This window comes from Capnocytophaga sp. oral taxon 326 str. F0382 (assembly GCF_000318295.1).
GTDB classification, from domain to species: Bacteria; Bacteroidota; Bacteroidia; order Flavobacteriales; family Flavobacteriaceae; genus Capnocytophaga; species Capnocytophaga periodontitidis.
Window position 1 is genome coordinate 22,691 of record NZ_KB291359.1, and the last position, 22,921, is coordinate 45,611.

The following is a 22,921-nucleotide window of genomic DNA, read 5'->3' on the forward strand; positions in this document are numbered from 1 at the left end:
AGCACTTCGCTCACTGGCGATTGGTATCTTTACAGCAATTTTAATGGTCCCGATGGAAACGGACGGAACTGGACAAGTTCTAACGATTGTGCTGAAAAAACTTATTATTCTATTTCGGATAAAAAAATAAAGCACGAATACTATTATTTAGAAGGTTCTGAGTGTAAATACTATCCTATATATTACGATTATACGGCTACTAATGGCGTTTTTAATATGACGGTTGCCAATGATTCGCCTAACGTAAGAAAAGGAGCTAAAACCTCTATAAAATACGAAATGAAAGGGAAAGAGCTTTTTATATATTTAAAAAATAATCAACAACAGGAAGTAATAGAAATCCTTCGCAAAAAAGGGGTAGACTATAGTTACCTCGATCCTTTTGTAGGATATTGGATAATGACCAAAGCTACCGTAGGAAAAACGGAAGTGATAGTAAAGGAAGGAGAATGTTTGCAAGGTGCTGTAGTGAGTAGCTCCATAGGGTTTACAATATATCTTAATGTTCCTGAGCAAAACGGGCAATGCAAAAAAACTATCAATACCTACGAGTGGGTAAAAGAAGGCAATAAATATTACGATGTTACCGATCCTCAAAACAAAGAGGAGTTGGCACTTGTGTTTTCAGAAAATAACACCAAACTTTCCTACAGCGAGCAAACCCAAAACGGCTTAGTAACCCTTTATTTTACCAAAGTAAAATAGGGGTCAGGGGACAGGTATCAGGTGTTAGGAATCTGACTGGTCTGACACGTCCGACTTGTCTGATAAAAACAGTAATCAATTAATAAAATAGTTACTTTACTTAAAAAAAATCCCTTGCAGTTTTGCACTGCAAGGGATTTTTTCTGTTAAAATAAGGGTTGTTGTTTTGAACTTCTAAAATATTGAGTTTCTTTAAAAACATCGTCATTGCTTGTAACCATACCGAGTTTTCCTTGCTCTTTTGAGAGTGCAATGGCTTTGAGGTCTTCAGGAGTAAGAATATCAAAGGCGTCTTCTTCTTTTTCAAAGTTGATTTCGGTAGCTGAAAATACCTTTTAAAAACCTTTCTAAGTATGGAATATCAAATTCTTGTACTGTTGCTTGTAATCTTACTGTGCCCATAATTCTTATATTTTCGGCAAAAATAAAAAATAATTAGCAAATTAGCAAATTGGTAAATTAGCTAATGAGCAAATTACACCCTCTGATATCGGCGTTGTCGAAGCGCCCTAATACTTCAAAAGTACCATCGGGGTGTAGCTTTCCTAAATCTTGAGTAGCAATGAAACTACACGACTCTCTATTAGCCAAATCGATGATATTGAGTCCGCCGGTTTTGCCAGTAGGCAGATAGCTCAGCGCATCATTGGTATCGCGTATAAGCACTTTTAGCCAAGGTACACACTTATAAATCCCCTTACCAGCAGAATAGGCTTGCGAAAGGAGTTCGGTCATTCCGTATTCCGAGTGAATCATTGCTACCCCAAAGCCTTGGCAGAGCATAGCGTGCAACTCTTCTCGCACGAGTTCTTTACGCCGACCTTTCATTCCGCCAGTTTCCATTACAATGGTATTTTTTAAGGAAAAAGTATGCTTTTCAACAAGGTCGAGTAAGGCAAACGATACCCCTATGAGGAGTATTTTTTTGCCCGAAGTATCGAGAGTTTGCAAACGCTCGGCTAAGCGGTCGTATTCATTGAGATAGAAACCGCTATACTCACTACCTGAGCGCTCAATAAGGTCGGCTACCATAGTGATGAGCGATGAGCCCGTACGCTCTAAATACGAGGGGAGGAGAGCTAATACTACATAATCGCGGATATCGCCATAGAAGTATGCAAATCCTTTGCGAAAGCTCTCTTCGTAAATAGTGAGGTCTTTCACATAATGTCGGGAAGTTTGTGCGCCTGTAGTGCCACTGCTGGTGAAGATTTGCTGGTGAGGCGCACTGCCACAATACACTTTATGCGTTTTGAAGCATTCAATAGGCAAAAAAGGGATATGCTCAAGGGCAGTTACTTTTTCGGGAGTGCGTTGTAATAGGGTACAAAAGCGGTAATATACCTCGTTATTTTCGTATTGATAGCGAAAAGTATCCAAGGCAGTAGCCGTAAAATCCGTTTCGTTGTGTATGTTAATTGTCAATTGTTAATTGTTAATTGAGGAACATCATTGCCACAACAACTCCTGCGATAAAGAGCAACAGAGCTATAAATGTTACCCAATTGATATATTTTTTGCGTGGAGAAGCGAGAAAACTGTCGTATTGTTTACGTGCTTGGAGGGTGATATCTCGTTTTTTGAAATACATATCCACCAAGGTGTGCATATCCTTAATTTCCTCAGGGCGAGGTTGTGAAGGTTGCTCGGGCTGTGAAAATTCATCAGGTTGTGAAGGTTTTGACGCGTTGTTAGAAGATTTATCCGCCTTTTTCGATTCTTTTTTAGTATTTTTCTTGTTATAGCTATTTTGGCGCGCCAGCTGATCGTCGTATTCTTTGCGTTTATAGCTATCCGAGAGCACATCGTAGGCCTCTTGGAGGTCTTTAAATTTTTCTACGTAAATAGGGTCACCCTTGTGTTTATCGGGGTGATTAGCTTTAGCGAGTTTGCGGTAGGCGGTGCGTATTTCTTCAGTAGGGGATTCAGGGGTGAGTCCCAGCACTTGGTAGTAATCTTTTACTGTCATAGTCCTGTTATTTGGAGTTATTTATCATTGGTTTCCCAGCCTATAAGTCGGCCGCTCTGAAAGCTAAGCACGACAGATTTGTAGAACCAGCGTTCGGTAGGGATGCCGTGGAACACTACGGGCTGGACGCTCACAGGGCGACCGATAGCCATTTTCACGAGATAATCGGGCATACTTTCTTTGTATATACCTTTTTCAATACTACTAACCGTTGCCTCACCAAAAGTTTTTTTGATGAGTTCCATAATGGTCTCTTTAGTTCGTTTTTCGTCGATAAGGGCATTTTGCCATTTTTCGCGTAGTTCATCTTTTGCTTTTTCGCGCTTAAGATTTGCAATTCCTTGCATAATAAGCAGATAAAGCAGCACAACCACGCCTAAGGAAAGAAGTACATAGTATATCATCACACTTATTTTTATAATCCTTTATTACTGAAGCGGCAAAAGTATAAATTTTTTAGTAAATAACAAAAAACCTATATCAAAAACTTTTTCTCGCTAATCTCTCTCTGCACCCAAATTTTATTCTCCATTACTTGGTAATTATTAATTAATTTGTACTTTTGCATTGTTGAACAATTATTTTTATAAAAATGGCAAGAGAGATTAAACCTACTCCCGTATTAGAAGGACAAGATGTAATTAATTTTTACAAAAAATTAGCTTCTTTTAAAGATGATGTAAAAAAGTTAGGAATTACTCGTGAAAAAATAGAAGAAGAAGCTAAAAAATTTAGAGCTTTGTTTAAAACAAACAACTATGAAAATAGATAATTTTCAAGAAGTATCAGTTTTATTACTTACAGAAACTCATACCATCAAACCTTTTGATTGTGAAGACGACGATTTAAACGATTTTTTATTTAACGAAGCTATTCTTTATAAAAAAGAACTATTAGCAACTACTTTTGTTATAGAAAATAATGAACGTACATTAGGATACTATAGTTTGCTAAATGACAGCTTACAACTAAAGGAAAAAATGTTCCCCTCTGTAAGTCAATACAATAAATTTCGAAAGGGACTACTACCTTATCCTAAAAGACATCTAAAAAGTATTCCTTCCTTAAAAATAGGTCGTTTAGGAATTGATAAAAGTTGTAAAGGAAAGGGATTAGGAAAAATGATATTGTTTTCTATAATAAGTAATTGCCTAAAGTTTAATGAAAATCAGGCTTGTAGACTTATCACTGTCGACGCTTATAATCAAGCCATTCCTTTCTACCAAAAAATGGGTTTTAAATTTCTTACTAAAGAAATTGAAAATGAACACACACAATTAATGTTCTTTGATATAACTACATTTATTAATAACTAATCTGTAGTTCACATATATCTATATGAAAATAAAAAATATATCATTCAAAAAACTTATTACCCAAGGGCTGCTCCTGATAGCTCCCCTCCTTTCTCTACTGATGGAAGGGATTTTGGCTTTAGGTTCTATGGTATATAAACTACTGCGTTACTGCCTCAAATACACTTGGTATGCCCTTGTATTACTGCTTATTGGCATTCCTTATTTATTTTATAAACTCTTCAGCGGCAAGCGCGAAGGCAAACAACCCCGAACCTACAAATTCTACCTCAAATGGGCAGGTATTGCTGTAGGAGCAGGGGTAGCAATGTTGTTATTGCTCTTCTCTTTAGTATATTTTGGTGCTTTTGGCAAATTACCTACCGAACAAGAACTCAAGGAGCTCCGCCAAGCTGAAGCAAGCCTCATCTACGACGACCACGGTGAATTCTTAGGTAAATTCTACATTTTTGACCGCACTAAAGTTGAATATTCCGATTTTCCTCCTTACTTGGTAAATGCCCTGATCTCCACCGAAGATGAGCGTTTTTACAGCCACAGTGGCGTGGATATGCGAAGCCTCTTTAGGGTATTTTTCAAAACACTGCTCTTGCAAGATGATTCTTCGGGAGGGGGTAGTACCCTTACGATGCAGTTGGCTAAAAACATTTTCGGGCGTGGCGAGCGCTACGGAAAACTCTCAATGCCCGTGCATAAAATCAAAGAGATGATTATCGCCAGCCGTATTGAAAAAGTCTATACTAAAGAGGAAATCATCACCCTCTACCTCAATACCGTACCTTTTAGCGACAATACTTACGGTATAGAGGCTGCTGCTCATCGATTTTTCAACAAACACACCAAAGAACTCACCCTCAACGAGGCTGCTACCCTTAGTAGGCTCTCTCAAAGCTAATAAAAACTACAATCCGCGTACCTCGCCCAAGCGAAGTGAAGAACGCCGCAATGTAGTATTGGCTAAGATGAAAAAAAATGGACTCCTCTCCGATAAAGACTTTGAAGTCCACAAGCAAGACAGCCTGAAAATTAGCTATAACAACATCGAAAACGAAGGTCTCGCTCCTTACCTCCGCGAACAAATACGCTTGCAACTCCCCGAATTGTTGAAAGACGTTAAAAAAGAAGACGGTACGCCCTATAATATCTATAAAGATGGGTTGCGCATCTACACCACTATCGACCGTACTATGCAACAATACGCCGAGGCTGCCGTGAAAAAACACTTAGAACGCCTGCAAAAAGATTTTGAAACTGCTTATGGCAAAAATCCTCCTTGGAAAACCGATAACGACTGGCTACTCCAAGAAGCTAAAAAACTCCCCGCTTATAAAGAACTAAAAGCCCAAGGTCTCAACGATGAAACTATTTGGAAAAAACTCAGCGAGAAAAAACCTATGGACTTGAGTTTCTACACTCAGGACGAAGTGCAAAAACACAGTACTCTCGATAGTTTGTCGTTTTATATCCGCTTGCTCAACACAGGTTTTGTGAGTGTGAATCCACAGACGGGAGCTGTAAAAAGTTATGTAGGAGGTGTTGATTTTGAGCACTTTAAGTACGATCACATATTGCAAAGCAAACGCCAAGTTGGGTCTATTTTTAAACCTATTGTCTATGCTACTGCCTTAGAGGTAGGAATGCCCGTATGCACTCACTTCTCACCACGCGCCCTCACCTACGCCGATGAAAAATTCTGGACTCCGCGCAACGCCTCTAAAACCGACGACGACCCTTATACTTACTACTCTGTAGGCAAGGCGCTTAAAGAATCACTGAACACCATCGCTGTGCAAACGCTCTTCTATGCAGGACTCAACAATGTCATCAGGAAAGCCCGCGCAATGGGTATCCAAACAGCGTTGCCACAAGTGCCCTCTATCGCCTTAGGTTCAGCCGAATTATCAGTAATTGAAATGGCTAAAGCCTATACTACCTTTGTCAATAATGGCGTACCCTCACAACCGTATTTTATAGAAAAAATCACCGACAAAAAAGGAAAAATCATCTGGCAACACAAACCTAAAAAAGAAGCCGCTGCTATCAGCCAAACCACTGCCCAACAGATGATCCAATTGATGCGCGCTACCGTGAATGAAGGAACAGCCGCCAGAATGCGCGGACAATACGGACTTACCAACGACCTCGCTGGTAAAACAGGTACAACCCAAGACAATAAAGACGGTTGGTTTGCAGGACTCTTGCCTAACTTAGTGATGATTGTTTGGGTAGGTAACGACCAGCAGATAGGCTTCCGCGCTACCTATTTGGGGCAAGGAGCTAACTCAGCACTGCCTATTGCTGCCCTCTTTGTATCGCAACTCAACCGCAACAAGCAGTTCAACACAATCACCCGCGCTACCTTCTCCGTCCCCGACGAGATACGCGAGGAGATAACCAATTGTGAACCCGTGGTGAGAGAAGGTTTCCTCGACCGTCTCCTCAGCAATAGCAATGCTGTAAAAGATACGATTAGAGCAGGCGAAGTGCATTACCGCATCTACGAGCGCAAAGGCAAATTAAACGAAATAGACAATGGTGAGGAAGAAATTTCTATAGACGATGTAGTAAACCCTTCGGCAGCAGCCAAAAACACCGCCTCCTCCACCCAACAACAAGAAGAAGACAATCCTAAAAAGAAAGGATTTTTCGGGAGAATTTTTAGATAATTTGCTAATTTGCTGATTAAGCCCAAAACTAAACACCTAAAAAAACAAATTATAAATGAAAAGAATTGTAACTTTAACGGTATCGCTTGTACTTTTAGCGGTACTCAATGCCGAGGCTCAACAAAAAAAATTTAGTGTGAGAACGATTGCTTTTTACAACGTGGAGAACTTGTTCGACACCATCAACGACCCTAATAAATTCGACGACGATCGCACCCCTGAGGGCGCCGACCGCTGGACTTCTAAAGTCTATAACGACCACGTGCAGAAAATTGCTAAAGTCATTTCCGAAATCGGTAACGATGTAACCCACCACGCCCCCGATGTAGTAGGACTTGCCGAAATAGAAAATGAGGCAGTAGTGCAAGACCTTATCAATACCGAGTATCTCAAACGTTACAACTATGGCATCGTGCATTACGATTCCCCCGATGCGCGTGGGGTAGATGTAGCTCTCATCTACAAAAAAGGCGTGTTCAAGCCCGTTTCTTCTTTCGCACACCCCCTACACCTCACTAAAGACGACGGCAAACCCCTCTACACCCGCGACCAACTGCTTGTAAGCGGTGAGTTAGACGGCGAAATGATACACTTTATCGTAAACCACTGGCCCTCACGTTTAGGAGGAGAAGCCAAAAGCCGCCCCAGTCGTGAAAAAGCAGCCGCTCTGAACAAGCAAATCATCGATTCTCTACTCAAAAAAGACCCTAATGCCAAAGTTATTGCGATGGGCGACTTCAACGACGACCCTATCAATTCTGGCTTTAAAAATGTACTCAAAACAAAAGACAAAAAAGAAGATGTAAAACCAGGGGAGCTGTTCAACCCTATGGAAGCAATGCTCAAAAAGGGAATGGGTACTCTTGCCTATCAAGACGGTTGGAATCTTTTCGACCAATTCTATTTCACCTACGACTTGCTCAAAGAAGACAAAAGCAGTTATCGCTATTGGAAAACAGGCATCTTCAATCGTCCTTATTTGGCAAACCCCAAAGGGCGCTACAAAGGCTATCCTTTCCGCAGTATGAGCAATGGCAACTACACTTGGGGCTATTCCGACCACTTCCCCGTGTATATGTATTTGATTAGAGAATTGAAATAAAGTTTTCAATATATAAAAATGCTATTCGACGAGTATAAGTATTTCAACTACCAATTTCCTGAACCTCAATATTTAGGAGCTAAACACACCCATTTAGCGTGGATAAAGAACTTTATCCCCAATGGTGTGCGTATAGCTCTTGATGCTTTTGCAGGCTCTCAATCAGTTGCTTACTTGTTCAAACAAATGCAGTTACAAGTAATTACAAACGATTTTTTGAACTTCAACCACCAAATAGGATTAGCCCTAATTGAAAATAGTAGTGACACGCTTACTCCCGATGATATTTCTTTATTATTTTCAGAATCTCCTCAAAAAAGTGAATACACCCTTATATCCGACCTTTATACAGGTATTTTTTTTGAAGAAAGTGAAGCCTTTTTCTTAGACAATTTTAGAGCTAACATCCCTTTGTTATCCTCTCCATACAAGCAAGCTCTTGCTTTTACAGTACTCAACCGAAGTATGACACGAAAGATAACAATGGGGCACTTTGCTCATACACAAGCCCTAAACTATGCTAACAATCCTGAACGTATCAAGCGCAATAGGAGTTTAGTACGCCCTATTAGAGATATTTTCGAAGAACTTTTACCTAAATACAATAAGGCTGTTTTCAACAATCAAGCAACGAACAAAAGTTACCAAAAAAATATTTTAGACCTGCTGCCCTTGTTAGATCAAATAGATATAGTATATTTCGACCCTCCTTATTGTGATAGCCACGCCGACTATCAAAGTTTCTATCACTTACCCGAAACTTTTACTGAATATTGGAGAGACAAGCAGTTTATCAATACCATCAAACGATATGAACCACAACGATTTAGTGGTTTTGACAAGAAAAGAGATGTTATCACTTCATTCGAAACCCTTTTTGAATATAGCAAAGATATTCCACACTGGCTCATCAGCTACAACGACCGCAGTTATCCATCTATAGAGATTCTCACTGCTCTCATTTCTAAATACAAAGATGTAACTGTAGAAGCTAAAGCCTACCAAAATGGTAGAGGAGGAAAAGGCAGTCTGGCAGGTAGTAAAGAAATCCTTTTTGTATGCAAACCAAAAGCGCGTATTAGCTTTGCCGTTCCTAAGAAAGAATTACTAGCGTATGAACAACTTTAAACATTGGAAAGAACTACAACAAAAGCAACAATTAGCAGCGTTCAATACCAATAGTAGCGCCTTGCTATGGCTTAAAATCAAATCTATTTTACGCAAAGAATTACTCTGTGAGTTTCTCTCTTCAAATCATATAAAGTTACAACATACAACAATGAATCTGCAATTTGAAGAACTCTTCAATTTGTTAGAACGAGATATCACTCAATCTCATTTGATATTAGATAACTTCATAAAACAGATAAGTCGCAAACAAATTGAGCATTTCAACCAAGAACAACTCATTTCTGAACTTTACAAACTCAACCATTTTCAATGGGGAGGCGACTATCAGAACTCATTAGACAAATACCTTATAAGCAAATACGTAAAGGTAAAACAACCTTCGTATGAAGAACTACTATCTAAATTTGATACTGAAATCAATACTACTGTACAGAATTATGTTTTGAGCAGCTGGTACAACCATTGGAGTAGTATTTTAATAGAAAATTTCTTTAAACAACATCCTGCTGTACTACCTACTATTGGACAAATAAAAAATGTAGATTTCTTTATCAACAACATTCCTTTCGACCTAAAAGTCACTTACTTTCCAAATGAATATATGAAGCAAAGAAGAAAGGAAATAGGATTACCTCCTGAACTCACTTTTTTGAAAAACAAAGCTACTGAATTAGGTATTTTCTTTGATAAAAAAGATAAAACAACTAACATACAATACGAAATCACCGAAAAGTTGAAAGATAGAAACGATGCAATCTCTTCTGCTGTATTAAATCAGCTAAAACAAGAACGTTTGAGTATTGTAACCGAAGCACAGAAAAACCCTAAACCACTCATAGAATGGCTTTATGAAAACCAAGGCGAAATGCGCTTTGGTGCTGAAAACAGATTATTCCTAATTCTTGTTGATACCAATGATTTTGAGAGCTCTTGGAAGTTAAAGCGGAATGTTGATATACTACAACCCGTTATACATCAGTATTTAAACAATTTTAGTAAGAAAGACCAACTTTCTTTAAAAATAGAATTCACCTATAAAAATAACCCTGAAAAATACAACACTTTAGCCGATTGTATTTTTATCGTAAAATAAACTCTTTATGCCTCACTATTTTTCATCAAACTTTACTTTAGGAATCCTTGGTGGCGGACAGCTCGGCAAGATGCTCCTCACCGAAACCCGTAAGTTCGACATCACCACTAAGGTGCTCGACCCCTCTGCCGATGCGCCTTGTCGCATTGCCTGCAATACCTTTGTACAAGGCTCCCTCACCGATTTTGACACCGTCTATCGTTTTGGAAAAGAGGTAGATGTACTCACTATCGAAATTGAAAATGTGAATGTCGATGCCCTTAAAAAACTACAATCCGAAGGGGTAAAAGTATATCCCAGCCCTCAAACTATTGAGTTGATACAGAACAAAGCTACCCAAAAACAATTCTACACCACTCACAATATCCCTACAGCGCCTTTCCACAGATTTGAGAGTTTAACAAATCTGCAGCAGGCAGTAGCAAACGAGCAAATAACCCTGCCTTTCGTGTGGAAATCAGCGCGCTTTGGCTACGATGGCAATGGCGTGAAACTCGTACGACAATTACCCGACCTATCCCTTCTACCCGAAGGAGAGTGTATCGCCGAAAATTTAGTGCCTTTCGCTAAGGAATTAGCCGTGATCGTCGCCCGCAATGTGAGCGGTGAGACAACCACTTACCCCGTGGTAGAAATGGAGTTTCACCCCGAAGCCAATCAGGTGGAATATGTGTTGTGTCCAGCGCGTATCAGTGAGGAAATCGCCCAAAAAGCACGTGCGATAGCCGTACAAGTAGCCCAAGCCTTTCAGGTAGTAGGACTTTTAGCCGTAGAGCTTTTCCTAACGGCTGAAGGCGAGGTATTAGTAAACGAAGTAGCTCCACGCCCGCATAACTCAGGGCATTACAGCATAGAAGCAGCTTACACCAACCAATTTGAACAACATTTGCGCGCCATTTTAGATCTTCCGTTAGGCAACACCGATAGCAAAGTAGCAGGTGTAATGGTAAACCTCGTAGGGGCTGAAGGCTACCAAGGCGATGTGATATACGAAAATATAGAGCAAATATTAGCAATGGAAGGCGTAACCCCTCATATCTACGGCAAACGCCAAACCCGTCCGTTTAGAAAAATGGGACACGTAACCATCGTAAATAGAGACATTGAAAAAGCCCGTGCCATCGCTGAAAAAGTAAAACAAACAATAAAAGTAATCTCTATCCCCTAACCCCTTTTTATGTGTGTCCCCTCCCCTTTTTGGTATTTATAACTGAAAAAGAAAAAAATATGAAACCCTATACTTTCAGAAATATCATCCGCAAATTCCTACAGGGCAACACCTCAACAGATGAAAACAAAATACTAAAAGACTTTGAAAATGAGCTTTTAGTAAAAAATGCCTCTGAAGTTTTTGCCCACACTTCTGCCGATACTGTGCATAGTGAGCTTTCCCAGCGAATCACTAAAAAGCTCTCCCCGCAACCCTTCTACTACCGATGGTCGGTGGCAGCGGCGGCAGTATTATTGCTGATAATAGGTATTGCCAGTTGGAGCTGGTTCTTCTCCTCACCTAACCCTACAGCGATGAGCACCCCAACCCAGTGGCTCAGTGCATCGGCTACTAAAGGTAAAACCTTAACCCTCACCCTGCCCGACGGATCTACTGTTACCCTCAACAGCGGCAGCAGTTTGCGTTATCCTTCAGCTTTTACAACTGAGAAACGCGAAGTACAATTGGACGGTGAAGCTTTCTTTGAGGTTACTCATAATCCACAAAAACCTTTTATTGTAAAAACTGAAAAACTCACCACCGAAGTATTAGGCACCAGCTTCAACATTGAGGCTTTTCCTTCACAAAATGAGGCAAGAGTAACCCTTGTTACCGGCAAAGTAAGGGTGCAAGCAGGGGCACAACAATGCGAACTACTCCCCTCACAACAAGCTGTCTTCCAAAAAACAACTCAACAAATGCAAGTGCAAAACGTCGCAACCAACGACTTCACCGACTGGAAAGAGGGTATTTTGCGCTTCCGTGAAAGCTCCTTACCCACTGTGGTACAAAAAATTGAAAAATTCTACGGTGTGCAAATACGCTTAGAGGTAGAAAACGCTGAACACTGCCATTTATCGGGTACTTTTGTAAAAGAAGACTTAAATGTAGTTCTCAAACAACTCATCTTTATCCATTCAGAACTCAGCTACGAATATATCGATAGCCAACATTTAGTACTCAAAGGAACTTGTAGCACAAGAAGCAGCTACTAAGGTTCCTTACTCCCTATTCTTAAAAAACTGCCCGAGAAGGCAGTTTTTTTATTTTTTATGTGTGTATTGCTACTTTTTTGGTATTTATAAGTGAAAAAGGAAAGAAATAGAAATGCTTTACTGTTCAAATATTAAAATATATCATTGAATATCAGCACTAAAGCATTTTAACAATTTTATCAAAATAAGAACCTTATAAACTATTTTTTATGAATGTAAAATTTCGCAATCAAACCACAAAGTGGCTTTTAGCTATGGCTTTCTTGTGTTGTCCTTTAGTGATGAATGCGACCCCTCACCAAGAGGTTCAAAACACAAAAATTCAGCTAAATTTAAAAAAAGCATCTATATTAGATGTTTTAAAATCAATTGAAGCTCAAACACAATTGAGCTTTGTGTACAACAACGAACTGAAAGCACTACAAAAACGAGTGGATTTTAGTTATCAAAGCGATTCAGTAGACAGTATCTTACAAAAGTTAGCTACTGAATACGGGGTGAGCTTTCTGTGTATTCACAACAGTATTTCGGTGAAAGTGAACGCCCCAAAGGCAACTGCCGATAGACGACCTATAAAAGGGACGGTGGTAGATGAAAAAGGAATACCTATTCCTGGAGTAAGTGTAGTAGTGAAAGGCACTTCCATAGGAGTAGCTACCGATTTTGACGGCAACTTCTCTTTAGAAGTCCCTACTGATGCTCAAACCCTCGTATTTTCTTCTATCGGCTATCATTCACAAGAAGTGACTATCGGTAAAAACACTCAATTTAAAGTTGTCCTCAAAGAAGACACTACCGAGTTAGACGAAGTAGTAGTAGTGGGTTATGGTGTACAAAAACGCGGTGATGTAACCACCGCCATTGCCAGTGTAAAAGCAAAAGATTTGGAAGACAAAGCGGTTAGCTCGGTAGCCGAAGCAATGGTAGGAAAGATGCCTGGGGTACATATCGCCCAGAACACAGGGGCTCCTGGGGCTAACTTGCAAGTACGTGTACGCGGGGTAGGCACCATTACCGCCGGAACTGCCCCTCTCTATGTAGTAGATGGAGTGCCTTTAGCTAAAGAAGACCTCAACACTTTCAACAATAACGATATTGAGTCAATTCAAGTACTCAAAGATGCCTCTTCAGCAGCTATTTACGGTTCTCGTGGTAGTAATGGGGTGGTGCTAATCACAACTAAAAAAGGTGCAGAAGGCAAACCTTCCTTCTCTTACAATACTTACCTCTCTATTCAAAACGTCTCTAAAAAAATTGACCTTCTTAATGCCTACGAATATGCCGATTTAGTAAAAGACGCACGTAACAATTCGTATGCAGACCGTATGGAATCTATCAATAAACGCCGTGCAGCACGTAGCCAAGCGCCTATTAGCTTTTCATCAGCCGACGATAACGCCACTCGTCTTAAAAATACTAACAACGACTATAACACTATTATCCCTATAGAGCTACAACCTTATTTACAAGGCGTACAAGGGCTCACCGATACCGATTGGCAAGACGAAATTTTCCGTACAGCAGTAATGACCAACCACTCTGTTTCAATTTCAGGAGGAACTCCTAACCTAAAGTACTATTCCTCTTTAGATTACCTCAACCAAGACGGTATAGTGATAGGTACCAACTTTGAACGTATAGGCTTACGCCTGAATTTAGATGGCAAAACAGGAATTTTTAAATTTGGAGCTTCTCTCAATCCTTCGTTTGTAAAAGAAGATAAAGTAAATGCAAATGGCGCCTACAACGAAAATGGTGGAGGGGTGATTGCCTCAGCTTTGCACTACGCACCTATCTTTCCTGTATACAACCCCGATGGAACCTTTAGTTTTGCTCAAAACGAATGGAGTGCCAGCACTACTACAATGGTAAATGGCGTAAAACGAATAGGTAATTCACAAACTCAAGCGTGGAATCCTGTTGCCTTAGCGCGCCTTACTTCAAACCAAACAAAAGCAAATCGCTTGCTTGGTAAAGTATATGCTGAGGCTGAGTTTCTAAAAGGTTTATCCTACAAAATGGACTTTGGCTTTGATATTTTCTCCGATGCTCAAAGCACTTTCAAACCCTCTACTATTCCACTTTCTAATACGGCAGGTAATCCGCCTTCAGAAGCTGAAGCGACTTCTCAAACCTCTCAGCGCTATAATTGGGTATTTGAACAAACCTTGAACTACAACAAAAATTTTGGCGAACATCACCTCAATGCTTTAGGAGGTTGGACAATGCAATACCAACGCGATGAGAGCAATTATATGTTTGCTAATGGGTTTATCTCTAATAGTATTCAAACCCTCAATGCTGGTACTGTAACACGAGGGAACTCTCAGGCTTCAGAATGGGCACTACTCTCTGCTTTAGCACGCTTACAATATTCTTACAAAAGCAAATATATGCTTTCAGCTGCTCTCCGTGCCGATGGAGCTTCTCGTTTTGGGAACAACAACAAATGGGGCTACTTTCCATCACTTTCAGCAGGTTGGCGCGTTACAGGTGAAGACTTTATGCAAAACGTAAAATTCCTTACCGACCTAAAGCTCCGTGCCAGCTATGGGCTTACAGGTAACTTCCGTATTCCTAACTACGGAGCTCAAGGCGAATTTAGCTACTACAGCTATGTATTAGGAGGTTCTTCACCAGCAGTAGTAAAAGGGATGGGAGCCAGTGCATTACCTAATCCTAATTTGCAATGGGAAAAAACCGCTCAATTGAACGTAGGTTTTGATGCTTCTCTTTGGAAAGGACTCCTCAATCTCGGTCTCGACTTATATAATAGTAACACTTACGATTTGTTGTTGAATGTACCTATCCCACGTACTACAGGTTTCGCTACCCGATTAGAAAATATCGGTAAAGTAAACAATAAAGGAATAGAAATCAATCTCTCCAGCAATATCAATTGGGGCAAATGGAACTTCGAGCCTTATTTCAACTATTCTAAGAATATCAATACAGTGAAAGAATTGGGGCCAGGCAATGCTGATATCATTTCTTCAGGTTCGATTGCTAACGCTTATTTTATCACTCGTGTAGGAGAGTCTATCGGTTCTTATTACTTGCCTGTAGTGGAAGGCGTATTTAAAAACCAAGCCGAAGTAGATGCTTCTTTACACTATATTGACACTCCCAACAACTACGATTACCAAACCTCTCGACCAGGTGACTTCAAATTTAAGGATGTGAATGGTGATGGACGCTTAGATATCTTAGATACCGACCGTGCCATCGTGGGTAACTATCTCCCTAAATTCACTTATGCTTTTGGTACAGGCATCAGTTACGAAAACTTCGACTTCAAAGTAGATTTTCAAGGTGTATATGGCAACCAAATTCTCAACCTCTCCCGCCGTTATTTCTACAATCACGAAGGAAATATGAACAACTATCGCGGAGCTCTCAACCGTTGGAAATCAGAAAGTAATCCAGGTAGTGGGATGAATGTGCGCGCCAATCGTGTAAGCAAAGGTCAAAATGGAGTAACCAGCACTTGGCACGTAGAAGATGGATCATATTTGCGTATCAAAAACATTACTTTGGGCTACAATCTACCTAAAAACATCAGTAAGTATTTTAGTAATGTACGCCTATATTGCAGCATTCAAAACTTGTATACTTTTACAAATTACGAAGGTTACAACCCCGAAGTATCTAACCGTACCGATGCTACTACCAGTGGTGAGGATTACGGCGTATATCCCTTGGCTCGTACCTTCACTCTTGGTTTAAACTTAAAATTCTAACACGATGAAACTAACCTATATATTATTTGGATTAGTAGCTTTATGTTCAGCTACTTCTTGTAACAAATTTATAGATCGCGAGCCTATTTCAAAACCTACTGAAAAAACTGCTTTTAAAGAAGTAAAAGATTTTGAGGGAGCTGTTATAGGTGTCTATGACGAATTGCAATCTAAAGACCAATATTCAGGGCGTTTTCTTACTTTAATGGAGGTACGCGCTGACAATGTGAGTGATGAAAATTCAGGTGCTGCAGGAGGCGTAAACTATGAAATAGAAACTTTTGCCGACACCCCCGCTAACGGAAATTTTAAAGCCACTTGGCTTTCGCTCTATCAAGTGATTGCACGAAGCAATACTATCTTGGAAAATGTTGATAAAATAACAATGACTACTGTTGAACGTACAAACATTGTAGGTCAAGCCTCCTTTTTACGCGCTTTAGCCTATTTCAACTTAGTGCGTTTGTGGGGAGAAGTACCTATTATCACCAAAGTACAAACCGTAGAAGAAGCACGTAACAACCAACGCAACTCTATTAGCGATGTGTATAGTCTTATCATCAGTGATTTGCAAAAAGCAAAACAACTGCCTACCCGTTGGGCTGATGCCGAGCGCGGACGTGCTACCGCTTATGCGGCTCAAGCTCTTTTAGCTAAAGTGTATCTATATCAAAAACAATACAGTGCCGCCTTAACAGAACTTACCCCCTTAGTTACTGCTATCAATGCAGGAAGTGTTATCGGTTTAGTACCCTCAAACGAAACTTTTCCTAACAATCTTAAAACTAGTAAGGACGTGCTTTTTGCTGTACAATACCTCAAAGGAGGAGTAGGTGAATCCGTACACCAAAACAATCGCTATCGCAATCAAGATAGCAGCAATGTAATAGCACTTCCTCAGTCGTTATTTGAAAGTGGTGATAATCGAAAAAACTTAGTAGCTCCTACCTCTAATGGCAATCGCCCTGGTAAATTTAATGCTGACCGTATTGGTAACGAAACCAGCAGCGACTTTCCTATTATTCGCTGTGCCGAAGTAATGTTACTCTATGCTGAAGTTGCTAACGAACTCTCTTCAGTTCCTACTCAAGCTGCTTTAGATGCCCTAAACGCCGTACGCAGCAATGCTAATATCGCTACTAAAACCTTATCCGATTTCCCTACTAAAGAAGCTTTCCGTACAGAAGTGTACTTGCAACGTCGATTAGAACTCGCTTTAGAATGCGACCGCTGGTTCGACCTCATACGCACAGAACAGTTTAGCACTGTTTACCCCAGCGTACCTACCTATCGACAACTGTACCCCATCCCTTCAGTAGAAATTGAAAACGTAAACAACAAAACTGGTTGGCAAAACCAAGGATATAATTAAAATTTTTTAAAATGAAAAACAGATTTACATTATCTTTACTCAGTATGCTATTATGCATTGTTTTTTCGGCAAATGCACAAAACAAAAAAAATTTGTCTCTCAAGAATTTTCCTCAAGACAAAGTGATGGTCGTTGCTCATCGTGGCGATTGGCGTGAAGCTCCCGAAAATTCTATTTGGGCTATTAAAAAAGCCTACGAGGCTGGGGCAAATATGGTAGAAATAGATTTAGCTATGACCAAAGACAGCGTACTTATCTTACTACACGACCGCACCTTAGACCGCACTACAAACGGAAAAGGAAGCCCTATTGACTACACCCTTGCCGAAATTAAAAAACTATATTTAAAAAACGGTCACGGATGTCCTACCAAGATGCGCATACCTACTCTTGAAGAAGCTTTACAAACCGCCAAAGGAAAAGTATTCTTAAACTTGGACAAGGGTTTCAAGTACTTTGATCTCGTTTATCCGTTAGTCAAAAAATACGCAATGGAAGACCAAGTGCTCTACAAAGGTGAAGCAACCTACGAACAGTTCAATGAAAAATATGGCAATATCAAGGACAAAATTTGCTATATGCCTATCATTCGATTAGAAAAAGGACAGGGTTGGGATATGATTAAAGGCTTTGAAGACCATTACCCCGTTTACGGCTTTGAGTTTACTTTAGGAGAAACTGAAGAACATTTGATTGACTTCAGCCCGTTGCGCAAAAAAGGGTATCGCGTATGGGTCAATTCACTTTGGGACGAACTCAGTGGAGGCCATAGCGACGATAAATTCTTAGAAGATCCTAACGTTTATCAGTGGTTTATTGAAAAAAAAGTAAATATTATTCAAACTGATAGAATTAAAGAACTCGTCGCTTTTCTCAAATCTAAGAAATTACATTACAAACAATGATAAATTACTTCAAAAAAAGTGCTCCTCAGCCACTGCAAGGCACAGCTGAGGAGCAATCTAAACGCTACCAAAAACTGCGTTGGTACATCTTTTTCTCAGCAACCTTTGGCTATGGTTTTTACTATGTGTGTAGATTAAGTCTCAATGTAGTCAAAAAACCAATCGCTGATAGTGGTTTTCTCAGTGAATCGCAATTAGGAATTATAGGTTCAGCTTTGTTCTTTTCCTATGCTTTTGGCAAACTACTAAACGGTTTTTTAGCTGACCATAGCAATATCAAGCGTTTTATGAGTGCAGGACTACTCATTTCAGCTTTAGCTAACCTTGTGATGGGGTTTACCAATGCCTATTTGTTTTTCATCATCTGTTGGGGAATAAATGGATGGGTACAATCTATTGGGGCAGCGTGCTGTGTTGTGGGACTTTCGCGTTGGTATAAGAGTAGTGAACGAGGCAGTTTTTACGGCTTTTGGAGTACGAGTCACAATATAGGAGAAGCGCTTACCTATATCCTCACTGCCGTAGTAGCCTCATATTGTGGGTGGCGTTGGGGGTTTCTCACAGCTGCTATAGTAGGCTTTATAGGAGTAGCAATTTTGTACTTTTTCTTTCACGATAGCCCCGAGAGCATCGGGCTACCTCCTGTAAATGAACAAGTCGCTCAAGAAAAGAAAAGTGTATGGGGCGAACAATTAGGGGTAATAAAAAATCCTTATGTATGGCTATTAGCCTTTTCTAGTGCTTTTATGTATATCTCGCGCTATGCGGTTACCAGCTGGGGACCCTACTATTTTCAAGCTGCCAAGCACTATAGTCTTACAGAGGCAAACCTCTTGGTTTCTATCAATGCAATATGTGGTATTTTAGGCACAGCTTCTTCAGGTTTTGTGTCCGACAAGTGGTTTGGAGGTCATCGCAACAAACCCGCACTTATCTTTGGACTGATGAATATTACCGCCCTCTCACTAATGCTCTTTGCTCCTCAAAGCTGGTTCATCGATGTACTCAGTATGGTAATTTTCGGTTTGGCGATAGGAGCTCTCATTTGTTTCTTAGGAGGACTGATGGCTACCGATATTGCTTCTAAACAAGCATCAGGAGCTGCTTTAGGCGTAGTGGGAATAATGAGCTATTTAGCAGCAGGTATTCAAGATATTGCTAGTGGTTACCTAATAGAAGGAAATAAAACTGTACTAAATGGTGTAACTACTTACGATTTTAGTGCTATATCTATATTTTGGGTGTCAGCAGCAGTGCTTTCAATGTTCTTTGCATTACTCACTTGGAAGAAAACATAATCTTTTATCCTTCATTACTTTATAAAGAAAAAACACTGACCTCAAAAAGTCAGTGTTTTTTATACTTATTGGTAAATTATCTCACTAAAAAAACGCGCCCAGCACCTCTCTCAGTTTTTTGAGGGCAAAAGTAATTTGGTTTTCTACTGTGCGTTTGGAGATGCCATAATGCGTAGCGATATCACTGTTGCTCATTCCTTCCTCTCGACTCAAACTGAAGATTTCACGACATCGCTTGGGCAAGGATTTGAGTACACGGTGAAGTTTACCCTCGGTAGCGGTGAGATTTTCTTGTAGGGCTATAGGTTCGTCAACAGTGAGTTCATCGGTGAGGAGTTCTTGTATAACCTCTATTTGCACTGTGTTGAACTTGCGGTCGCGTAAATAGTTGTACACCTTATAGCGGACAGCTTGTCGCAAATAGGCTTCAATAGCAAGGTTTTGTATTTTTTTGCAGCGTTTCCAATAGTCAATCCATACCTCTTGAACGATATCTTTAGCTATATCTTCGTCCATCACCACCGATTGTGCCCATACGTACAGAGGTTTCCACAAACTATCAAAAAGCTTTTGAAAGGCAGTGTTATCTCCTTGTTGTATGCGCTGGTGCAAAGAGGCGTAATATGTAGCGAAATCGTTCATTGGTAGGAGGTTGTTAAAAAAACAAAACTGCCCAAAGACCATTAAGGTGCTTTTGGGCGTTTTTTTTAATTATAGTACAATCATTTTCGTTAGTCTACTTTGATATCGGTATTTACGTTTTTGCTACCTACAAGTGCGTAGAACAATAAGTAAGCAAGAGCAATTACTATTACCCAGTAACTTTGCATATAACCTACTACATCGGCTACAGCTCCTTGGATAGCTGGCAAGATACCACCACCACATACCATCGCCATAAAGATACCTGAAGCAGCAGCAGTGTATTTACCTAATCCTTCGGTAGCGAGGTTGAAGATACCTCCCCACATTACTGAAGTACACAAACCACAAAGTACAAGGAACATTATGCTCATTGGCACTTCGGCTAAACCAAAAGATATATCCGATTTGAACACAGGCATATTTACTACTTGTGTATCAGGGATTACTATAGCTAAGATTACAAAAAGGATACCTAAAGAAGATACAAAAGTAAGCATCCCTTTACTTGAGAATTTAGCTCCTAATGAACCTCCTGTCAAACGACCTATAAACATCAAAAACCAGTAAGTACCTACCACCGAACCTGCTGTAGTAGTATCAATACCTAAACCATTGGCTTCATTACTACCGGTCATAAATAAATTGGCAATATTAGGAATCCCTACTTCAATACCTACATAGAGGAAAATAGCAATCGCTCCTAATATAAAGTGGCGGAACGACATAGGGCTGTGAGCGTCTTTTACAGTAGCTACATTGGCTTGAGCTGCGTGAGGTTCGGGTATTTGCATAGAGAAAAGTACGATAAATGCTAAAGCAAAAATACCCATTGCTAAGAAGAGTGCAGGGTTAGCATCGGCAATTGAAGTGCCAGCGCTAATAGTACCAATGAGGTAACCTACCAATACAGGTACAATGGTTGCCCCAATAGAGTTGATAGCCCCTCCAAACTGCAAGAGTTGGTTTCCGCGTTTACCGCCACCACCAAGAGTGTTGAGCATTGGGTTTACTACCACATTGAGCATACACATAGAGAACCCCGAAATAAAAGCCCCTGTGAGGTATACGGCAAAACTACCTGCAATACCTGAAAGGAAAGTAACGCACACTCCAGTAAAACCTACCACAATAGCAGTTAAAGCTGTTTTTTTATAACCAATGCGTTGTAACATTTTTCCTGCTGGTATACCCATAAAGGCATAAGCGATGAAGTTGGCTAAGTTCCCCAATTGAGATTCGAGGTTGCTCGCCATAAATTGGTTTTTCACAATAACCCCAAAAGGGTTTTGCAAGCCTGTTACGAATGATATCATAAAGAATAAAGCGAACATCATTGCAATAGGCAATACGTAACTTTTGTTTTGTTGATTTTGGTTTTCCATTATTTTAAATTATTTATTTTTTAATTAGTTAAAAAGAGATAAGAGGTAAGAATGGTAATACTCCACTTGTCACCTATTACCTGATGTCTGACACCTGACACCTGATGCCTTATTTTGACGGCAAAAGTAAATAAACCAAAATTAAAACGCAACAAAAACGAAGACTTTTTTAAGGTTTATTTATGATTTTTTAAAAGAAGTAAGTGTTAGGTATTAGGAATCAAGGGGTAGGAGAAAATAGAGCGCAAATGTATGTTAGCAATAATTTTAAAAAGTATAACATTATTTTTCAATGAAATTCCATAATTTTTTCATTTCTTCTCTCTTTTTAAAACAATAGTGTCATTATATCCTCTATATACAGAATCCCATTCATTTATTTCTTTATTATAGTAATAAATGGTATCTGTAATATAATCTTTCTTCTTTAAGATAATAGCGTGAATAAACACCTCTTTTTCTCTTGTTATTTTGAAAAATCAAACGCTATCTGTACGAGTGATGATTTCATTGTTATAATCAAAGAAAGTAACACTGTCAATAGGTTGTTTTTCTGTGGTTACTACAATTCCTAAACGAGTAAGACAATTATTAGCTTTTTCAGCTTCTATGGCTTTTATCCTATTTTTTAAATAACCTTCATCAAAGGTTGATATTACATATATGAAAAAAGCTATTCCACAAAGGATAAGTATTAAAAATATTTTCTTTATCATTCCTCACTGATGTTATTTTGTAATATTACTCAAATTATAGTACATAAACGCATAAATTTATTGGCAAAATTTAGTTCTATTTTGTAATATGTGAGTTTATAATATAAAATAGCCAAGCATAAAAAGAAACTGCGGCAATCCATACAACAAGTGTGTAAATAGTGAGTTCAAAATGTTCTTTTTCTAATTTTTTAGTTGTCTTTAAAACCATTTGATAGATAAAGAAAAAAGGAAAAAGCAGAAAAACACTATAAATAATCCAACTTATGAGTTCTCCTATAGCAGTAGCTTCTATTCTATTGGGATAAGCAAAATAATTTATCCAAAGTAAAAAAGGAGCTATGATTGTACAAGATAAGAACAGAATACTTAAATACTTATTAGATTTTTTCATTCTTTATTTATTCGGGTGAGAAAATCAAACTATCTTTTTGTTTATCATATAGATATGTAAAACTATTAAAAGTAACAGCACTGCTTCTGCTACCTATTTGTTTGGTAATTTCTACATTAAAAACTATTCTTTTTAGATTTTCATTCTTGTTTAGAATACTATCTTTTATATATAGACTTTCTTGTTTGAAATCGCTAAGATGCCTTTCTTTTTCATTTTCAAAGTCCATTTCAATGTTGTAGGAGAAAGGATGTTTTAAAAAATCTGTTTTTATAAAAGTAT

Annotated in this window: 20 protein-coding genes and 1 pseudogene; 13 read left to right on the forward strand and 8 right to left on the reverse strand. The window is 39.3% G+C overall.

The genetic code is table 11. From position 1 onward, the window contains the following. On the forward strand, positions 1-705 hold a 705-nt coding region (locus HMPREF9073_RS00695; RefSeq protein WP_009412047.1), incomplete at its 5' end, for a lipocalin family protein. A gap of 459 nt (positions 706-1,164) precedes the next feature. Here the strand turns inward: HMPREF9073_RS00695 and HMPREF9073_RS00700 are convergent. The 3 genes from HMPREF9073_RS00700 to HMPREF9073_RS00710 are packed head-to-tail and all read right to left on the reverse strand — an operon-like array spanning position 1,165 to position 3,078. Next, a complete protein-coding gene (locus tag HMPREF9073_RS00700) occupies positions 1,165-2,130 on the reverse strand; it encodes a hypothetical protein (RefSeq protein WP_009412049.1) in 966 nt (321 codons plus the stop codon). A 10-nt stretch (positions 2,131-2,140) separates the two neighbouring features. Continuing rightward, positions 2,141-2,674: a DnaJ domain-containing protein gene (locus HMPREF9073_RS00705; protein WP_009412050.1), complete on the reverse strand. Its 534-nt coding sequence runs from the start codon at positions 2,672-2,674 to the stop codon at positions 2,141-2,143. Positions 2,675-2,691: 17 nt separating this feature from the next. Continuing rightward, on the reverse strand, positions 2,692-3,078 hold the full coding sequence (locus HMPREF9073_RS00710; protein WP_009412051.1) for a hypothetical protein: 387 nt from the start codon (positions 3,076-3,078) through the stop codon (positions 2,692-2,694). Between the two features lie 188 nt (positions 3,079-3,266). Here HMPREF9073_RS00710 and HMPREF9073_RS00715 point away from each other — a divergent pair, with 188 nt between their 5' ends. The 12 genes and pseudogenes from HMPREF9073_RS00715 to HMPREF9073_RS00770 all read left to right on the forward strand — a co-directional run bounded on the left by HMPREF9073_RS00715 (position 3,267) and on the right by HMPREF9073_RS00770 (position 19,502). Further along, positions 3,267-3,446 (forward strand): hypothetical protein, encoded by a 180-nt coding sequence (locus tag HMPREF9073_RS00715; RefSeq protein ID WP_009412052.1) that lies wholly within the window; start codon positions 3,267-3,269, stop codon positions 3,444-3,446. Beyond that, positions 3,433-3,990: a GNAT family N-acetyltransferase gene (locus HMPREF9073_RS00720; RefSeq protein ID WP_009412053.1), complete on the forward strand. Its 558-nt coding sequence runs from the start codon at positions 3,433-3,435 to the stop codon at positions 3,988-3,990. The genes HMPREF9073_RS00715 and HMPREF9073_RS00720 overlap by 14 nt, the downstream gene beginning before the upstream one ends. A gap of 22 nt (positions 3,991-4,012) precedes the next feature. Beyond that, positions 4,013-6,656, forward strand: a pseudogene (locus HMPREF9073_RS00725) (transglycosylase domain-containing protein). 55 nt (positions 6,657-6,711) lie between these two features. Further along, positions 6,712-7,758: an endonuclease/exonuclease/phosphatase family protein gene (locus HMPREF9073_RS00730; RefSeq protein WP_009412056.1), complete on the forward strand. Its 1,047-nt coding sequence runs from the start codon at positions 6,712-6,714 to the stop codon at positions 7,756-7,758. 18 nt (positions 7,759-7,776) lie between these two features. Then, entirely contained in the window at positions 7,777-8,886 is a 1,110-nt protein-coding gene (locus HMPREF9073_RS00735; RefSeq protein WP_009412057.1) for a DNA adenine methylase, read from the forward strand. Continuing rightward, positions 8,873-9,982, forward strand: coding sequence for a hypothetical protein (locus HMPREF9073_RS00740; RefSeq protein ID WP_009412058.1), 1,110 nt, complete (start codon positions 8,873-8,875; stop codon positions 9,980-9,982). The genes HMPREF9073_RS00735 and HMPREF9073_RS00740 overlap by 14 nt, the downstream gene beginning before the upstream one ends. 7 nt (positions 9,983-9,989) lie before the next feature. Next, positions 9,990-11,150: a 5-(carboxyamino)imidazole ribonucleotide synthase gene (locus HMPREF9073_RS00745; RefSeq protein ID WP_009412059.1), complete on the forward strand. Its 1,161-nt coding sequence runs from the start codon at positions 9,990-9,992 to the stop codon at positions 11,148-11,150. A 59-nt stretch (positions 11,151-11,209) separates the two neighbouring features. After that, positions 11,210-12,187, forward strand: a complete 978-nt coding sequence (locus HMPREF9073_RS00750; RefSeq protein ID WP_157453467.1) for a FecR family protein — start codon at positions 11,210-11,212, stop codon at positions 12,185-12,187. 209 nt (positions 12,188-12,396) lie between these two features. After that, complete coding sequence (locus tag HMPREF9073_RS00755; protein ID WP_009412062.1) at positions 12,397-15,927, forward strand: TonB-dependent receptor; 3,531 nt, start codon at positions 12,397-12,399, stop codon at positions 15,925-15,927. Positions 15,928-15,931: 4 nt separating this feature from the next. Then, positions 15,932-17,299: a RagB/SusD family nutrient uptake outer membrane protein gene (locus HMPREF9073_RS00760; protein WP_009412063.1), complete on the forward strand. Its 1,368-nt coding sequence runs from the start codon at positions 15,932-15,934 to the stop codon at positions 17,297-17,299. Positions 17,300-17,310: 11 nt separating this feature from the next. After that, on the forward strand, positions 17,311-18,204 hold the full coding sequence (locus HMPREF9073_RS00765; RefSeq protein ID WP_034555019.1) for a glycerophosphodiester phosphodiesterase family protein: 894 nt from the start codon (positions 17,311-17,313) through the stop codon (positions 18,202-18,204). Next, positions 18,201-19,502: an MFS transporter gene (locus HMPREF9073_RS00770; RefSeq protein ID WP_009412065.1), complete on the forward strand. Its 1,302-nt coding sequence runs from the start codon at positions 18,201-18,203 to the stop codon at positions 19,500-19,502. Before HMPREF9073_RS00765 ends, HMPREF9073_RS00770 begins: the two co-directional genes overlap by 4 nt. A gap of 84 nt (positions 19,503-19,586) precedes the next feature. Here HMPREF9073_RS00770 and HMPREF9073_RS00775 read toward each other — a convergent pair whose 3' ends face one another. From HMPREF9073_RS00775 to HMPREF9073_RS00795, 5 genes are all read right to left on the reverse strand, one after another. Next, complete coding sequence (locus HMPREF9073_RS00775; protein WP_157453468.1) at positions 19,587-20,144, reverse strand: RNA polymerase sigma-70 factor; 558 nt, start codon at positions 20,142-20,144, stop codon at positions 19,587-19,589. 89 nt (positions 20,145-20,233) lie between these two features. Further along, positions 20,234-21,529, reverse strand: coding sequence for an MFS transporter (locus tag HMPREF9073_RS00780; protein WP_009412067.1), 1,296 nt, complete (start codon positions 21,527-21,529; stop codon positions 20,234-20,236). A gap of 479 nt (positions 21,530-22,008) precedes the next feature. Further along, on the reverse strand, positions 22,009-22,245 hold the full coding sequence (locus HMPREF9073_RS00785) for a hypothetical protein (RefSeq protein WP_009412069.1): 237 nt from the start codon (positions 22,243-22,245) through the stop codon (positions 22,009-22,011). Between the two features lie 76 nt (positions 22,246-22,321). Further along, positions 22,322-22,639 carry a hypothetical protein gene (locus tag HMPREF9073_RS00790; protein WP_009412070.1) on the reverse strand — a complete coding sequence of 106 codons (318 nt, stop codon included), beginning with the start codon at positions 22,637-22,639 and terminating at the stop codon, positions 22,322-22,324. Positions 22,640-22,646: 7 nt separating this feature from the next. After that, on the reverse strand, positions 22,647-22,921 hold a 275-nt coding region (locus HMPREF9073_RS00795), incomplete at its 5' end, for a hypothetical protein (protein ID WP_009412071.1).

Excerpts from the sequence above, each read along its gene's own strand:
- HMPREF9073_RS00775 (WP_157453468.1), bottom strand. The coding sequence starts at position 20,144 with ATGAACGATTTCGCTACATATTACGCCTCTTTGCACCAGCGCATACAA.
- HMPREF9073_RS00740 (WP_009412058.1), top strand. The coding sequence starts at position 8,873 with ATGAACAACTTTAAACATTGGAAAGAACTACAACAAAAGCAACAATTA.
- HMPREF9073_RS00705 (WP_009412050.1), bottom strand. The coding sequence starts at position 2,674 with ATGACAGTAAAAGATTACTACCAAGTGCTGGGACTCACCCCTGAATCC.
- HMPREF9073_RS00755 (WP_009412062.1), top strand. The coding sequence starts at position 12,397 with ATGAATGTAAAATTTCGCAATCAAACCACAAAGTGGCTTTTAGCTATG.
- HMPREF9073_RS00730 (WP_009412056.1), top strand. The coding sequence starts at position 6,712 with ATGAAAAGAATTGTAACTTTAACGGTATCGCTTGTACTTTTAGCGGTA.
- HMPREF9073_RS00780 (WP_009412067.1), bottom strand. The coding sequence starts at position 21,529 with ATGGAAAACCAAAATCAACAAAACAAAAGTTACGTATTGCCTATTGCA.
- HMPREF9073_RS00760 (WP_009412063.1), top strand. The coding sequence starts at position 15,932 with ATGAAACTAACCTATATATTATTTGGATTAGTAGCTTTATGTTCAGCT.
- HMPREF9073_RS00770 (WP_009412065.1), top strand. The coding sequence starts at position 18,201 with ATGATAAATTACTTCAAAAAAAGTGCTCCTCAGCCACTGCAAGGCACA.
- HMPREF9073_RS00790 (WP_009412070.1), bottom strand. The coding sequence starts at position 22,639 with ATGAAAAAATCTAATAAGTATTTAAGTATTCTGTTCTTATCTTGTACA.
- HMPREF9073_RS00745 (WP_009412059.1), top strand. The coding sequence starts at position 9,990 with ATGCCTCACTATTTTTCATCAAACTTTACTTTAGGAATCCTTGGTGGC.
- HMPREF9073_RS00715 (WP_009412052.1), top strand. The coding sequence starts at position 3,267 with ATGGCAAGAGAGATTAAACCTACTCCCGTATTAGAAGGACAAGATGTA.
- HMPREF9073_RS00735 (WP_009412057.1), top strand. The coding sequence starts at position 7,777 with ATGCTATTCGACGAGTATAAGTATTTCAACTACCAATTTCCTGAACCT.
- HMPREF9073_RS00785 (WP_009412069.1), bottom strand. The coding sequence starts at position 22,245 with ATGATAAAGAAAATATTTTTAATACTTATCCTTTGTGGAATAGCTTTT.
- HMPREF9073_RS00720 (WP_009412053.1), top strand. The coding sequence starts at position 3,433 with ATGAAAATAGATAATTTTCAAGAAGTATCAGTTTTATTACTTACAGAA.
- HMPREF9073_RS00765 (WP_034555019.1), top strand. The coding sequence starts at position 17,311 with ATGAAAAACAGATTTACATTATCTTTACTCAGTATGCTATTATGCATT.
- HMPREF9073_RS00710 (WP_009412051.1), bottom strand. The coding sequence starts at position 3,078 with ATGATATACTATGTACTTCTTTCCTTAGGCGTGGTTGTGCTGCTTTAT.
- HMPREF9073_RS00750 (WP_157453467.1), top strand. The coding sequence starts at position 11,210 with ATGAAACCCTATACTTTCAGAAATATCATCCGCAAATTCCTACAGGGC.